The sequence below is a fragment of the Streptosporangium sandarakinum genome (genome assembly GCF_013409935.1).
Classification (GTDB): domain Bacteria; phylum Actinomycetota; class Actinomycetes; order Streptosporangiales; family Streptosporangiaceae; genus Streptosporangium; species Streptosporangium nondiastaticum.
Genome location: NZ_JACCCO010000002.1, coordinates 385718 through 398770 on the forward strand (window position 1 = coordinate 385718; position 13053 = coordinate 398770).

Annotated in this window: 11 protein-coding genes and 1 riboswitch; of the genes, 5 read left to right on the plus strand and 6 right to left on the minus strand. The window is 74.5% G+C overall.

All coding sequences use genetic code 11. The features are described 5' to 3' along the window. Positions 1 to 155 precede the first annotated feature (155 nt). Both HDA43_RS20415 and HDA43_RS20420 read left to right on the plus strand, forming a co-directional pair. Positions 156 to 716: a TetR/AcrR family transcriptional regulator gene (locus HDA43_RS20415; RefSeq protein ID WP_179824101.1), complete on the plus strand. Its 561-nt coding sequence runs from the start codon at positions 156 to 158 to the stop codon at positions 714 to 716. Positions 717 to 804: 88 nt separating this feature from the next. Continuing rightward, positions 805 to 1806 carry an SDR family oxidoreductase gene (locus tag HDA43_RS20420; RefSeq protein ID WP_179824103.1) on the plus strand — a complete coding sequence of 334 codons (1002 nt, stop codon included), beginning with the start codon at positions 805 to 807 and terminating at the stop codon, positions 1804 to 1806. A gap of 81 nt (positions 1807 to 1887) precedes the next feature. Here HDA43_RS20420 and HDA43_RS20425 read toward each other — a convergent pair whose 3' ends face one another. The 3 genes from HDA43_RS20425 to HDA43_RS20435 form a co-directional block, all read right to left on the minus strand. Beyond that, positions 1888 to 3486 carry a glycosyltransferase family 39 protein gene (locus tag HDA43_RS20425; RefSeq protein WP_179824105.1) on the minus strand — a complete coding sequence of 533 codons (1599 nt, stop codon included), beginning with the start codon at positions 3484 to 3486 and terminating at the stop codon, positions 1888 to 1890. Beyond that, on the minus strand, positions 3474 to 4154 hold the full coding sequence (tenA, locus tag HDA43_RS20430) for a thiaminase II (RefSeq protein ID WP_179824113.1): 681 nt from the start codon (positions 4152 to 4154) through the stop codon (positions 3474 to 3476). The genes HDA43_RS20425 and tenA overlap by 13 nt, the downstream gene beginning before the upstream one ends. 88 nt (positions 4155 to 4242) lie before the next feature. Next, positions 4243 to 4338, minus strand: a riboswitch (TPP riboswitch). A gap of 15 nt (positions 4339 to 4353) precedes the next feature. Continuing rightward, entirely contained in the window at positions 4354 to 5259 is a 906-nt protein-coding gene (locus HDA43_RS20435) for a nitroreductase/quinone reductase family protein (RefSeq protein ID WP_179824121.1), read from the minus strand. Between the two features lie 614 nt (positions 5260 to 5873). On the opposite strand from HDA43_RS20435, the gene HDA43_RS20440 reads away from it, so the two are divergent. Further along, positions 5874 to 6692, plus strand: a complete 819-nt coding sequence (locus HDA43_RS20440) for an NAD-dependent protein deacetylase (protein WP_218912479.1) — start codon at positions 5874 to 5876, stop codon at positions 6690 to 6692. Positions 6693 to 6813: 121 nt separating this feature from the next. On the opposite strand, the gene HDA43_RS20445 is transcribed toward HDA43_RS20440, so the two are convergent. Beyond that, the gene (locus tag HDA43_RS20445; protein ID WP_179824126.1) at positions 6814 to 7953 is read right to left on the minus strand and encodes a CapA family protein; all 1140 of its coding nucleotides are present in this window, start codon (positions 7951 to 7953) and stop codon (positions 6814 to 6816) included. Further along, positions 7950 to 9284 (minus strand): acyltransferase family protein, encoded by a 1335-nt coding sequence (locus HDA43_RS20450; protein ID WP_312873470.1) that lies wholly within the window; start codon positions 9282 to 9284, stop codon positions 7950 to 7952. Before HDA43_RS20450 ends, HDA43_RS20445 begins: the two co-directional genes overlap by 4 nt. Positions 9285 to 9480: 196 nt before the next feature. On the opposite strand from HDA43_RS20450, the gene HDA43_RS20455 reads away from it, so the two are divergent. Next, positions 9481 to 10197 carry an OsmC family protein gene (locus HDA43_RS20455; RefSeq protein ID WP_179824128.1) on the plus strand — a complete coding sequence of 239 codons (717 nt, stop codon included), beginning with the start codon at positions 9481 to 9483 and terminating at the stop codon, positions 10195 to 10197. 55 nt (positions 10198 to 10252) lie between these two features. On the opposite strand, the gene HDA43_RS20460 is transcribed toward HDA43_RS20455, so the two are convergent. Continuing rightward, complete coding sequence (locus tag HDA43_RS20460) at positions 10253 to 11878, minus strand: serine/threonine protein kinase (RefSeq protein ID WP_179824130.1); 1626 nt, start codon at positions 11876 to 11878, stop codon at positions 10253 to 10255. Between the two features lie 587 nt (positions 11879 to 12465). On the opposite strand from HDA43_RS20460, the gene HDA43_RS20465 reads away from it, so the two are divergent. Next, the gene (locus HDA43_RS20465; protein ID WP_179824132.1) at positions 12466 to 13038 is read left to right on the plus strand and encodes an EF-hand domain-containing protein; all 573 of its coding nucleotides are present in this window, start codon (positions 12466 to 12468) and stop codon (positions 13036 to 13038) included. Positions 13039 to 13053: the final 15 nt, after the last annotated feature.

Genomic DNA, 13053 nt, shown 5'->3' on the forward strand with positions numbered 1-13053 from the left:
GTTGCCGCCCAGGCCCGGAACGGGACCGCACGCCGCGGAATCGGGCGGCGGGCCGCGGGGCCGAGTGCCGGCCGTACCGTGGGTGGGAGGATCACCCATCGGTTTCGCCTATCCGGCCCTTGCCGAAAATCGGCAGACCGGTCTATTTTTCTCTCATGGGCCAGAAAGGTGAGGAGACGCGCGGGCGCCTGCTGGACGCCACCCGGGACCTGATCGAGACCGGGGGCTACTTCGGGACCGGGCTGAACCAGGTGATCGCGGCCAGCGGCACGCCCCGGGGCTCGCTGTACTTCCACTTCCCGGGCGGCAAGGACCAGTTGGTCGGCGAGTCCGTACGGCGGGCGGGCGACGAGATCGGCCGGTCGCTGCGCGCGCTGGCGGAGTCCTCGTCCGGCGCCCGCGGCATGGTCGCCGGGATGCTGGCGTTCCTGGGCGACCGGCTGGAGGGATCGGGATGGCGCAAGGGCTGTCCGGTGGCGACGGTGGCGCTGGAGACGGCGGCCACGAGTGACCCGCTTCAGCAGGTCTGCGCCGAGGTCTACGGCTCCTGGGAGGCGGAGCTGCGCCGCCGCCTGGCCGCCGAGGGGCACCCCGAGCCCGCCGACACCGCCGTCACCGTCCTCGCCCTGGTCGAGGGCGCGCTGCTGCTGGCCAGGGCCCATCGGAGCCGCGAGCCGCTGGAGCGCGTCGCCCGCCGGATCGAGGCCCTGCTGTGACCCCGGCGCCGTCACGGTGGGGCCCGCCTCCGGCGGGCTTTCTTTTCGGCCAAAAAATATGTAGACCGATCTATTTTCAAGGAGTGTCATGACCCCTCACCCGCCCGACTCGATCGTCTTCGGCGCCACCGGGTTCCTCGGCCGGTCCATCGTCGCGGAGCTGCTCCGCCAGGGGCGCCGGGTGGCCGCCGCGGTGCGCGGGCCGGGAGACCGGCTGACCTCCTGGCTGGCCGGGCAGGAGGTGGGCACCGCGGGGATGACCGTCGTCACCTGCGACGTCACCGTGCCGGGGCTGGGGCTCACCGGCCTCGCCGACCTCGCCGGGGTCCGCGACGTCTACAACGCCGCGGCCCGCTTCGCCTTCGGCCTGGACGTGGCGGAGGCGCGGCTCGCCAACGTCACCGGCGCGGTCAACGTGACCGAGTGGGCCGCGGCCCGGACCGGCCTGCGCCGCCTGGTCCACGTCAGCGGCTACCGGGTCAGCGGGGCGGAGCCGGACTACCGGAGGCTGGGTCCGTACGAGGCGTCCAAGGCCGAGGGGGACGCGGCGGTCCGCCGCCGGGCCCGCGAGCTGGACGTCCCCCTGACGATCGTCAACCCCGCCACGGTGATCGGTCCCGGCCAGTTCATCGGCCTGGCCTCGCTGGTCCACGACCTGTGGCGGGGGCGGCTGCCGGTCCTGCCCGGCGGTCCGGGCGTCTTCGTCCCGGTCGTGGACATCGGCTACCTCGCCCGTTTCATGGCCGCGGTGCCCGAGCACGAGGAGACGGCGGGCCGGGCGTACTGGGTGCTCGACGACGACACGCCCGAACTGCCGGAACTGGTCGCGCTGCTGGCCTCCCACCTGGGAGTGCGCGCCCCGCGCCGGTCGATCCCGGTCTGGCTGCTGCGGCGGCTGCCCCGGGCGCTGACCGGGGCCGACCCGGAGACGCTGTCGTTCCTGTCGGGCGACCGCTACGACACCGCCCCGGCCCGGGCGTTCGCCGAGCGGGCGGGGCTGCGCATGCCGCCGGTGGAGCAGGCGCTGCGGCGCTGGGCCGACGACCTGGTGACCGCGCGCTTCGGCGCCGGTACGGCCGGCGCCCCCTGAGCCCTCCGGCACCGGCTTCCCGGACTTTCCGGAAACCCCGGCACCGGTTCCCCGGATTCCGACGGCGGGCCCCGCGGATCGCTACCGGCGTCCGCCGCGCGGGGGGCGTTCGAGCAGGAGGACGGTGACGCCGCGCAGCGGCCAGGTCCGCGTCACGGTGTATCCCCCCTCCAGCAGCGCGTCGACCTTGGGGACCATCCCCGGGGCCACGCCGTTCCTGGACGGCAGCGCGGTCCCGGGGCGGACCGCCCGCCCGAAGTCGCTCCGGACGAGCCAGACCCGCTCCCCCGCCGCGTCGCCGGAACGCCTCTCCGGCGGCATGGTCCCGTAGCGGGTCAGGCCCTGGCGGGCCCAGGGCACGACGTAGACGGTCCGGTCGCCGTCCCGGCGCTGCGCCGCGACGATCTCGGCGGCGGCGCGGTAGCTCACCTGGTGACCCGGCTCGGTGCGCAGCAGCACCTGCTGCCGGGCCCCGAGCGCCACGGCCACGCCGAGCCCGGCCACCAGGACGGCGCGCGGCAGGCGGGCCGCCCCCAGCCCGGTGAGCAGCGCGAAGGCGGGCGCGGCGAACAGGACGTACCGGGAGCTGTAAACCGGGGTGACCAGGTGGGACACCGCGACCAGGACCGGCATCGGCAGCAGGCCCCACACCACCAGCCCCGCGGCGAAGGCCCGGGGCGCGGGAACGCCACCGCCGGCCGGCCGGGCGGCGAGGACCCCGTCGGACGGCCGGCCGAGGGCGAGGTGACCGGTGGGCGTCCCGGCGGGCGGCCGGTCGAAGGCGAGGTCATCGGTGGGTGTCCCGGCGGCCGGCCGGTCGCCGTTCCCCCGCCGGAGCAGGACCGCCGCCGAGGCCAGCCCGGCCAGGGCGACGGCCCAGCCGAGGAGCACGGCCGGCAGGTTCCCCGGCTCGGGCTGCGGCTGCCAGCCGGTGATCGCGCTGCGGACCAGGACGACGTTCTCCCAGCCCGGCGCCTCCAGCCAGTTGACCTGCCCCACCTGCCCGGCCGAGACCGCCGCGACGGCGAGCGTGACCGGCGAGCCCAGCGCCAGCCACGGCAGGCAGCGCCGGGAGACGACCAGGTGGGCCGGGAGGGACAGCACCGCGAAGAGGTGCGTGCAGGGCAGCAGTACGACGGACAGGACGTAACGGCCCCAGCGCCCGGTCTCCAGCGCCCGGTGCAGGCACCAGTAGGAGAAGACCGCGGCGGCGACGGCCAGCGTGTACGGCCTGGCCTCCTGCCCGAAGCGGGAGATCGCCGGCAGCACGAGCAGGGCGGCTCCCGCGACCGTCCCGGCGCGGACGCCGCCGAGCCGGCGGCCCAGGTCGGCGAGCAGTCCGGTGGCCGCGGCCACCGCCAGCGCGGAGGGCAGCCGCAGCCACCAGTCGGCCGTGCCCGCCCGGGACCAGACGTACATCAGCAGGTAGTACGGCAGGAACACCGCGTCCCGCTCGCGGAGCGTCTCCCACAGCGTGTCCCAGGAGGTCGCGGTCTGCGCGGTGGCCAGCTCGTCGGCCCACATCGAGGGCGCCCAGGAGCCCGCGACCGCCAGCACCAGCGCGACCGCCGCGAGGAGCAGCGGCAGCCGCGCCGGGAAGGGGGTCCGCCCGGCACGGCCCCGGCGACCCGTGCGAGACCCGCCGTCCGGACGAGGCCCGCGGCCGGCTAGCCGAGCCACTGCCGGGTGGGCCAGGTCTCAAGCCGCCACGCGCTGTCCCAGAACATCCACTCGTACTCCGTCGCCCGGCAGAACGCCTCGGCCATGGCGCGTCGCGTCGCGGGGTCTGCGGTCTCGGCCAGCCGGTCGGTGATCGCCTTGATCCGCTCCACCGAGGCGGCGAAGGACTCATCGGAGTAGGTGTCGATCCACGCCCGGTAGGGGTGGTCGTCCATGCCCGCCGTACGGGCGAGGAGCGCGGTGCCGACGTCCTGGTACACCCAGAAGCACGGCAGCACCGCGGCGGCGAGCACGGGCAGGGGTTCGGCGAGCGCCGTCGCCTGGAGGAACGACGCGTAGGCCAGGCAGGTGGGCGAGGTGGGGACCGCCGCCTCCTCCTCGGCGCTCACCCCGAACTCCTCCAGGTAGGAGGTGTGCAGGCCGCGCTCGACGGCCAGCGCCGTGTGCGCGCTCTCGGCGAAGAACATCGCGTCGGCGGGGTCGGCGGACCGCACCGAGGCCGCCGCCAGCGCCTTGGAGAACGCCGACAGGTAGCGGGCGTCCTGGACCATGTAGAACGCGAAGCGCTCCCGGTCGAGGGTGCCGTCGCCGAGGGCGGCGTTGAACGGGTGGTCGTGGATCGCCTTGAGCAGCGTGGCGGTACGCGCCCAGATCTCCTCGCAGAACATCGTGTCCCCTCGCTCACCGGGTCTCGGGGAGGACGACGCCGCGGGAGGCCCGCGGGCGCCGCGCACCGCGGCCTGCCGCGCCCGGGGACACGGCAGGCGGTGACGTCCCTCCGCTAGTACGAACTAGATCAGGTTCTACGGGTTTGATCTCAGCCCGGCGTACCGGGCACCCCGCGTCGCGACCAACCGTAACAGAGGCTCAGGGGGCCGGTGGGACCGGAGGGAACGGGATCTCGGCCAGTACGGGAAGCAGCGACTCCTCCTCGTGGTCGAGGTGGGCCCGCAGTTCCTCCGACAGCCGGTCCAGCTCGTCGCGGAAGCGGTGCGGGTCGGCGGTGGCGACGCCGTCCAGCAGGACGACCAGCTCGGCCTGGATGCGGGCGACCGTACGGTGCTCCTCGCGGAGCCGGTCGATGGCGTCGCGCAGGTGGGGATACCGGCTCGCGAGGTCGGGGAACGTGTACGCGTCCTCGTGGGTGTGGTGGGATTCCAGGGACTGGCAGAACGCCAGGCAGTGCTGCCGCAGTTGCAGCCCCAGCCCCGGCGCGGGCGGCTCGTCCGGGCCCTGGTGGGCCGCCCGCGCGGCGAAGTGCGCGTCGGCCTCGGCGCGCACGTGCCGCAGCTGCGAGCGCAGCCAGGCGTGGATCCGCAGGAGCACTCCGGCGAGGTCGGTGACCCCGTGCGGGTCCTCCTCGGGCCCGGAGCGCCGCAGCATGACGACCGGCAGGCGGCGGTCGACGCGGGCCTGGTAGTCGGCGTAGCCCGGGGCCGCGCGCACGGCGTGCTCGAACAGCCGGTCCCGCTCCTCGCCCTCGGCGGGGACGGCGATCGCCCAGAACGTCTCGGCGCCGACCTCCACCCGGACCATGGGGTGGGCGAGCAGGTTGTGGTACCAGGCGGGGTGGCGGGGCGCGCCGCCGGCGGACGCGACGACCAGCAGCAGGTCATCGTGGCGGACGTAGCCGAGGGGGACGGTGTGCTCGGTGCCGGACCGCGCGCCGGTGGTGGTCAGCAGGAGGAGGTCGCCGCCCTCGAACGGGCCGCCGACCCTCCCTCCGTTGGCCCGGAACTCCTCGATGATCGACTGGTTGAAGGACATGGGCATGCGGTGCGTGAACCTTTCTCTCGTGGGAGCGCTGAGAGCGCTGAGAGCGCTGAAAACATTGAGAACGCTGAGGACCTGTGGAAAAGGGTGGGAACGGAGGAAGACCGGGTGCCCGTACCCGATGACGGGCGCGGACCGGATACGCGGAGTCCGTGGGACCACGAACGGCCGCCCGGAGACGGCGGACGCCGCCGGGCCGGGACGCGCCGGGAGCGCACGGCGGTGCCGGGCACCACGGCGTGCGGGAGACGGCGCGCGGCGTCGTCCGGTACGGCGCGGGGATGCCCGGTACGGCGCGCGGCGGTTACGTCAGATGTGGGACGCGGAGTGTGACCTCATGGCGTGTGTCCCTTCTGGAAAGGTGCTCACCCGGCCGCCGGCCGGCCCATTGCTCTTTGGCCGGCGCCACGTGGCACGCCGCCCATTACAACCATCCGGCGATCGCCTGTCAACGGGGATGATCACGGGGCTCGCGCCGATCCCGGCGGCGGCCCGTCCCGGCCGCCCCGGGCGTGAGGCACCATGAAGGGGTGATGTGGAAGGTGGATGAGGGACCCGGCACCCCGACCGGCGCCCCGCCCGGTACCCCGGGCACCGCGAACCCCCGGTTCCGCATGCTGGCCGATCTCGTCGCCGACGGCGACGTGGTGGTGCTGAGCGGGGCCGGCCTGTCGACGGAGTCCGGCATCCCCGACTACCGCGGGGAGACCGGCCGCGTGCGGCGGGCCGAGCCGATGACGTACCAGACGTTCGTCGGCAGCGCCGCGGCCCGGAGGCGGTACTGGGCGCGCAGCCACCTGGGCTGGCGGCACATCGCCGACGCCCTCCCCAACGCCGGTCACCGCGCGGTCGCCGGGTTGCAGGAGCGGGGGCTGGTCGGCGGGATCATCACCCAGAACGTCGACGGCCTGCACCACGCCGCCGGAGCGCGTGACGTGATCGAGCTGCACGGCGGCCTCGACCGCGTCCGCTGCCTGTCCTGCGGCCGGCGGACGTCCCGCCACGAGCTCGAACGGCGTCTGGGCGAGGCCAACCCCGGCTGGCACGCGCACGCCCGGACCGCGGTGATCAACCCCGACGGCGACGCCGTGCTCGACGACGACCTGATCGACGCCTTCCGGATCGTCGACTGCCGCGACTGCGGCGGCGTGCTCAAGCCCGATGTGATCTTCTTCGGGGAGAACGTCCCCGGTCCCCGCGTCCAGGAGTGCTACGAGCTGGTCGAGCGGGCGGGCCTGTTGCTGGTCCTCGGGTCCTCGCTGACCGTGATGTCGGGTTACCGGTTCGTACGGCGCGCCGCCGAGCACGGCATCCCCGTCGCGATCGTCAACCAGGGGCCGACCCGGGGTGACGGCGACGCCCTCCTGACGCTCGACGCCCCGCTCGGCCCCACCCTCGCCGCCCTGGCCGCCGCGCTGGACCCGGCACGCTGACGCACGGCCCGGCACCGGCACCCGGCGCGGCACGGCGCGCCCGGCGCGTACGACCCAGCGCGGCGCGTAGGCCCGGCGGGCGGCGGCACGCCCGCCGTCCGCGGTGGACGTGCCGCCCGGCTCACGTCCACTCCGCCACGAGCGTGCCTTCGGGGCCGAGGCCGATCCGCGTCCCGAAGGGACGGCTGACCCCGTCGAGGACCGCCCGCAGCCACGCCGCGTCCTCGTCCGGCGCGCGGTGGAGCCGCATCCGGCGGGTCCGCACCGGCGCCATCCGCAGCCCGGCCAGCCTCCCGGAGGCCGCCTCCAGCGACACGAGGTACAGCAGCCGCAGCTCGTCCCGGTACTCCTCGTAGCCCGTGATGCCCTCGTAGTCGTCGATGAGGTCGCCGCAGCCGTACAGGACGAGCCGGTCCCGGTACACCTCGACGGGACGCGGGTGGTGCGAGGAGTGGCCGTGCACGACGTCGACGCCGCCGTCGACGAGCGCGTGCGCGAAACGCACCAGGCCGGGCGGGACGTCGTAGCCCCAGTTGGACCCCCAGTGGACGGAGGCGACCACGACGTCCCCGGGCCGCCGGATCCGCCGTACCCGGTCGGTGATCCGCGCCGCCTCGGCGTCCGGCGTGCCGGCGGCGAGATCCGCGAGGTCCACCCCAGCGCGGTCCGCGGTCGCCGCCCAGTCCGGCGGGATGCCGCTGGACTCGGTCCCGAACGACAGGACCAGCACCCGCCCGCCGCCGCGCAGGGGGACGGCGACGGGCCGCCGCGCCTCCTCCGCGTCCCGTCCCGCCCCCGCCGACCGCAGTCCCGCGGCGGCCAGCGCGTCCAGCGTCTCGGCGAGCCCCCGCCGGCCGAAGTCCAGCACGTGGTTGTTCGCCAGCGCGCAGACATCGGGTCGGACCGCGGCCAGGCACGGAAGGTTGGCCGGGTTCATCCGGTAGTGCACGGTCTTTCCCGGGGCGAAGTCGTCGCTCCGCGTGACGCTCGTCTCCAGGTTCACCACCCGCGCGTCGGGCCCGAAGTCCCCGATCATCGGCAGCGCGTCGCCCCAGGGCCGGGAGAAGCCGCACGGGCGGGGAACCGGGCCGCCCACGGCCTCCGCCAGCTCGACGTAGGACAGCGCGCTCCGCATGTACGGCTCCCGCAGTTCCGGGTCGCCCGGGTGCGGCAGGATCTGGTCGACGCCGCGGCCGAGCATGACGTCCCCGCCGAGGAACAGCCGTATCCGGCCGGTGGTCGTGTCCGCGGGCCGGTTCATGATCCCGGACGCCTCCGGAGGAACCGGAGCAGGCCCGCCCCGGCGAGATAGGCCAGGAGCATCGGGACGGGCAGGCGGGCCGGGAGCGTCACGGCGGCGCCCAGCAGTCCCCCGGCGGCCAGCGCCGCGCCGACGACCGCCGCGACCGCGCGCGGGACCCGGCTCGCGGGCCCGTCCGCGCCGGGGACCGGCCCGGCGCGCCGCTCGATCCGGCCGAACACCGCGACGAGGACCGCCAGGACCACGAGCAGGCAGGCGAGCCAGGGCAGGCGGAGCAGCAGCCACGGCGCCGACCCGGCGGGCGGCTGCGGCAGCAGGCCCGTGGGGTAGAGCGCGACGGCCGCGATCACGACGGCGGTCAGGTGCCAGAGGAAGACGGTCATGATCACGGAGTTGACGCCCACCACGACCGTCCACGGGCGGGCGCGCCGGAGCCAGCGGTCGGCGGGGTCGTGCAGGAGCAGTGCGAGCCCGGTCTGCGCGGTCGCCAGGGCCAGCAGGGCGAGGGTCGGCGGGGAGGTGTTCTGCAGCCGCTCGCCGGGGGCCGCCACCATGCTGATCGGGTACGGCCCGGCCACGGTGAGCAGCACCAGGGCCGCGAGCCCCCCGGCCGCCATCGGCAGGGCCACCGTACGGCGGGTCGGCAGCGCCCCCTCCCGCCAGGCGATGCCGAGCTGGTGGATCGCCAGCCAGGCGAAGAGGAAGCCGGCCTGGCCGAGGAGGGGCGGGCCGGACCGGATGCGGACGGCGTCGCCCAGCCCGACCAGCGCGGCGAGCACGACCGGTACGGCGAGGCCCGCCCGGCGGTGCAGCGCGAGCATCACCGGCGTCAGGAGGACGACCGCGAGATAGGCGACCAGGAACCACAGCGGCATGACGGCGAGCCACACGGCCGTGGCGACCGTCCCCTCGCCGACCCCGAGGAGGAGCGCGAGGAGCGCCGCGGCGCTCAGCGTTAGCAGGAGCGCCGTGGTGGGGCGGATCAGCCGGTCGGTGCGGCCGAGGAGCCAGCCCGTGGCGGTGCCGCCCCGCCGCCGGTAGGAGTCGAGGGAGGCGGCGTTCACGAAGCCGCCCACCAGGAAGAACACCGGCATGACCTGGAACGCCCAGGTCAGCGGGCGGGCCCAGGGCAGAACCGCGAGGACGGTGTCGCCGCCGAACCCGCCGTGGTAGGTCACCACGACGGCCAGCCAGTGGCCGAGCACCACCGCGGCGATCGCGACGGCGCGCAGCAGGTCAAGGTGGCGGTCACGGTGCGGCGGCGTCCGCTCCGCGGTCAGGCGGATCGCGCGGACGGCGGCCCGGGGACGGCGTAGCAGCACCTCGCACACGGCCGATCCTCCATCCGTCCGGCCGGCCCGGCCGGATGACCGGTTCCTACCCGGTCAGGGCGGGTCTGGACCTCGGGCCCGGGAGAGCGGGGCTTAGGTCCCTGGTGCGCGCGGGTCCCGCCGTCGCACGGTGAACGAAGGCAGGGGAAAACCCGTGAACCGTCGGGGCGCGGGGATCGCACACTTGGAGCCACTCGTGGAACACGACAGGAACGGCGTGGTGAGGCTCTCCTGGCGGGGCGGGGACCGTTTCGACCTGGCGGTCCGCCGCCACGTGGTCCGCGTCGACCAGACCAGCGACTTCCGCGGCAGCGACACGGGCCCCACCCCCGTGGAACTGTTCGTCGGGAGCCTCGCCGCCTCCGTCGCCCAGTGCGCCGAACGCTACCTCCACCGCTGCCAGCTGCCCGCCGGCGTCTCGGTGACGGCCCGCTACGACCTGGACGTCCGCCCGGAGCACGCCAGCCGGATCGAGCTGGTGGTGGAGGTCCCCGATATCCCGCACGGGCTGCGGGAGTCCTTGGCCAACACCCTGGACCACAGCACCGTGACCGCCTTCCTGCGGGTCCCGCCGGAGGTCGGCGTGCGGGTCCACGAGGCCGAGCCCGGCTCCGTCCCCGGGTGCGTGCCGGAGCGGGCCCGGGGGACCGCGCTCCGCTACGTCCGCGGGGACGAGAGGCTGCGGCGCGAGTTCGACAACCTGCTCGCGCGGTTCCTGCGCGAGCAACCGGACCACGGCCGCTGGGACGTCACACCCCTGGTGGAGGCCCTCGACCGGCTCGGGCGGCAGATCCCCCGCCTGCTCGTACGGCTGAGCCGCCACCCCCCGGAGGAGGCGCTCCGGGTCAGCGTCGAGTTCGACCTCCCGGCGATCCCCGCGCCCGTTCCCGGGCCGTCCGCCCATCCCCGGTGAACGGCGGGGCGGCGCACCGGGCACGGCCGGCTCCCCCGTCCGGTCACCCGGGACCTCACCTGAGGATGTAGCAGTAGTTGGACTTGTTCCTGAACCGGTGGAACGCGCGCGGCTCCCGGTACCGCCATCGGCAGCCGTCGTCGAGCCGGCCACCGGCCAGGTACATGGTCTCGCCCTTCCGTTTGACGCAGTAGGCGCCCGGGCGGGGAGTCTCCCGGTACTCCACCCATTCCCAGCCCAGCGTGACGCAGTACTGCGTGAAGTGGCCGGGGCCGAGTTCCGTGATCCGGGCCTGGGGCGACCGGGACGGCGACGGCTTCGACGGGTCAGAGAACTTCGGCGGCTTCGGCGACTTCGGCGGGGAGGGGAGGGCGGTGGTGGTCTCGGGTGGCCGCGGCCGGACCCGGTCGTCCGGTGCGCGGGTGGCCGTGGGATGCCCGCTCACCCGGGGCCGGGGACCGCGCGTCGCCGGGGACGGCGAGGTCGGCACGGCCGGCGGGGAGGTCTCCGGGGTGGCGACCGCGGGGGTCGCCGCGAAGTGGGACTCCTCGGCGGGAGAGGCCGTACCGAGGCCGGCGGGCGCCTCCGGCGTGACCCCCGCGGCCATTCCCTGCGAGGTCCGGGACGCGCCGGCGTCCGTCGTCGCGGGGTCTCCGCCGGGCAGCAGCATGACGCCCGCGGTCCCGGCGACGGCCATCGCGGCGACGGCGACGACGGCCACGCGCGGCACGCGGCGCCCTCCCGGCGCGGCCGGAGGCCGCGTGCCCGCCGTCCCGCCGGACGAGGCCGCGCCGCCCGGCGGGTGCACCGGGATCGGCCCACCCGGGGGCGGATGGCCGACGGCGGCCGCCCCGTGTCCTCCGCGCACGAGACGGCCGAGGATCTGCTGGGCCGTCGGCCGCCGTGCCGGGTCCTTGACGAGGCATTCGCGGATCAGATCGAGCAGGGGCGGCTCGATCCCGTCCAGGACGGGCTCCTCGTTCAGGATCCGGTTGATGATCGCGGGGATGGAGTCGTTGCCGAACGGCGGGCGGCCCGTGGCGGCGAAGGTCATGGTGGAGGCCCAGGCGAACACGTCCAGGGGAAGGCCGGGCTCGTCCGCGTTGAGCTGCTCGGGCGCCATGTAGGCGGGCGTGCCCACGACCCCGCTGGTCACCGTGCCGGTCGCGGCGAGGGAGCGGGCGATGCCGAAGTCGATGACCCGTGGGCCGTCCGGGCCGAGGAGCACGTTCTGCGGCTTGAGATCCCGGTGGACGACGCCCGCGTCGTGCAGGGCGACCAGCGCGGTGGCCGTGCCGACGGCGAGGCGTTCGAGGGCGCTGCCCGAGCGCGGTCCCTCGGTGGTGACGACGTGCTGCAGCGAGGGGCCCGGGACGTACTCACTGACGAGGTAGGGGCGCATGCCGTACAGGCCGAAGTCCAGGACCTGCGCCGTGCAGAACCGGGCGACCCGCTTGGCCATCTCCGCCTCGCGCATGAGGTCGTCGTGCACGGCGGGCTCCCCGCCGACCCGGGCGTGGTAGAGCTTGACCGCCACGCGGAGGCCGGGACCCGTCTCCGTGGACTCCGCAGGCTCCGCGAGGTAGACGGCGCCCTGCCCGCCTTCGCCGATCCTTCCGACGACGCGGTAGGGGCCGAGCATCGTGGGATCGCCCGGTTCCGGGGGGTGGAGATCCGACATCTGCCTCCGGCACCTTTCCGTCGACCGGCGAACGTACGAATCGTAGATCCCGTGATGGGAGAAATCAGTCTTTCCGCCGAGGCGGGATTCACCCGCCGTGGCAGTGGTGGCGGTGTTCGCCGGCCATGGGGGACTTCGACGGAGGTACCCGAGGCGCGATGTCCGGCGCGGCTCCGATGGGTCCGGCCCCTGTGATCACGGCTCCGGCGGCCCGGTACGGGGGCCGGTACGGAGGTCCGGCGCGGCACGAACGGACCGCCTCGTCGCGGGCGGCTCTCCCCGGCACGGGCGGCCCGCCACGGCACGGGCGGCCCGCCACGGCGACCCGTCGGGCGACATATACCTTATTGGCCCCATTTACCCTAAGCATCTTAAATGCTATATACAAAATAGGCTGGAAAAATAGTTGAGAACGCCTCCGAGCGACAGATCGGCCACCATTCCGCAATACTCATCCGCGTCTATCTTCCCTGGCCACGCGGCCAGAATTCCCCTCCCGCACAGCTGAAGACATGACGCCCGGATCGCACAAGAATGTCAGAGCAATCACCTGGGGCAGGGGGTGCCCAGAAAAGAAGGAGAGACCGATGGAACTGAACGGCAACCAGCTCCTCAACCGCAAGATCGACATCTGCTTCGGGCACGGCGACCAGAACGGTGACGGCATCCTCGAACCGGCCGACGCCCTGGCCCTGGCCGCGCGGATCATCGCCTACCTGGGTGAGCCCTTCAACTCCCCCAAGGCGCAGGCGCTGCTGGACGGCTTCGAGAACTTCTGGAGGCACGTCTCCGCCCGCATGGACACCAACCAGGACGGCAAGGTCACTCCCCTGGAGTGGCGCACCGGGATGATCGGCGCGTTCGCCGGCGACTCCAAGGCGTTCGACGAGGGGTTCCGCCCTCTGGCCGAGGCCCTGTGGAGCATCTGCGACCGGGACGACGACGGAACGGTCGGCCCCAACGAGTTCGCGGCCTTCCAGCGGGCCTTCGGCACGTCGCCGGCCAACAGCAAGATCGCCTTCGACAGGCTCGACAAGGACAAGAGCGGCACGCTCTCGGTGGAGGAGCTGCTGGCCGCGTGGCAGGAGTACTACACCAGCCCCGACCCACAGGCCGCCGGCAACTGGCTCTTCGGTGACATCTGGGGCGACGACGTCTAGGACCGCACGCGCGTG

Coding starts and splice junctions, on each gene's coding strand:
- HDA43_RS20415 (WP_179824101.1), top strand. CDS start 156: ATGGGCCAGAAAGGTGAGGAGACGCGCGGGCGCCTGCTGGACGCCACC.
- HDA43_RS20420 (WP_179824103.1), top strand. CDS start 805: ATGACCCCTCACCCGCCCGACTCGATCGTCTTCGGCGCCACCGGGTTC.
- tenA (WP_179824113.1), bottom strand. CDS start 4,154: ATGTTCTGCGAGGAGATCTGGGCGCGTACCGCCACGCTGCTCAAGGCG.
- HDA43_RS20435 (WP_179824121.1), bottom strand. CDS start 5,259: ATGCCCATGTCCTTCAACCAGTCGATCATCGAGGAGTTCCGGGCCAAC.
- HDA43_RS20440 (WP_218912479.1), top strand. CDS start 5,874: ATGCTGGCCGATCTCGTCGCCGACGGCGACGTGGTGGTGCTGAGCGGG.
- HDA43_RS20445 (WP_179824126.1), bottom strand. CDS start 7,953: ATGAACCGGCCCGCGGACACGACCACCGGCCGGATACGGCTGTTCCTC.
- HDA43_RS20460 (WP_179824130.1), bottom strand. CDS start 11,878: ATGTCGGATCTCCACCCCCCGGAACCGGGCGATCCCACGATGCTCGGC.
- HDA43_RS20465 (WP_179824132.1), top strand. CDS start 12,466: ATGGAACTGAACGGCAACCAGCTCCTCAACCGCAAGATCGACATCTGC.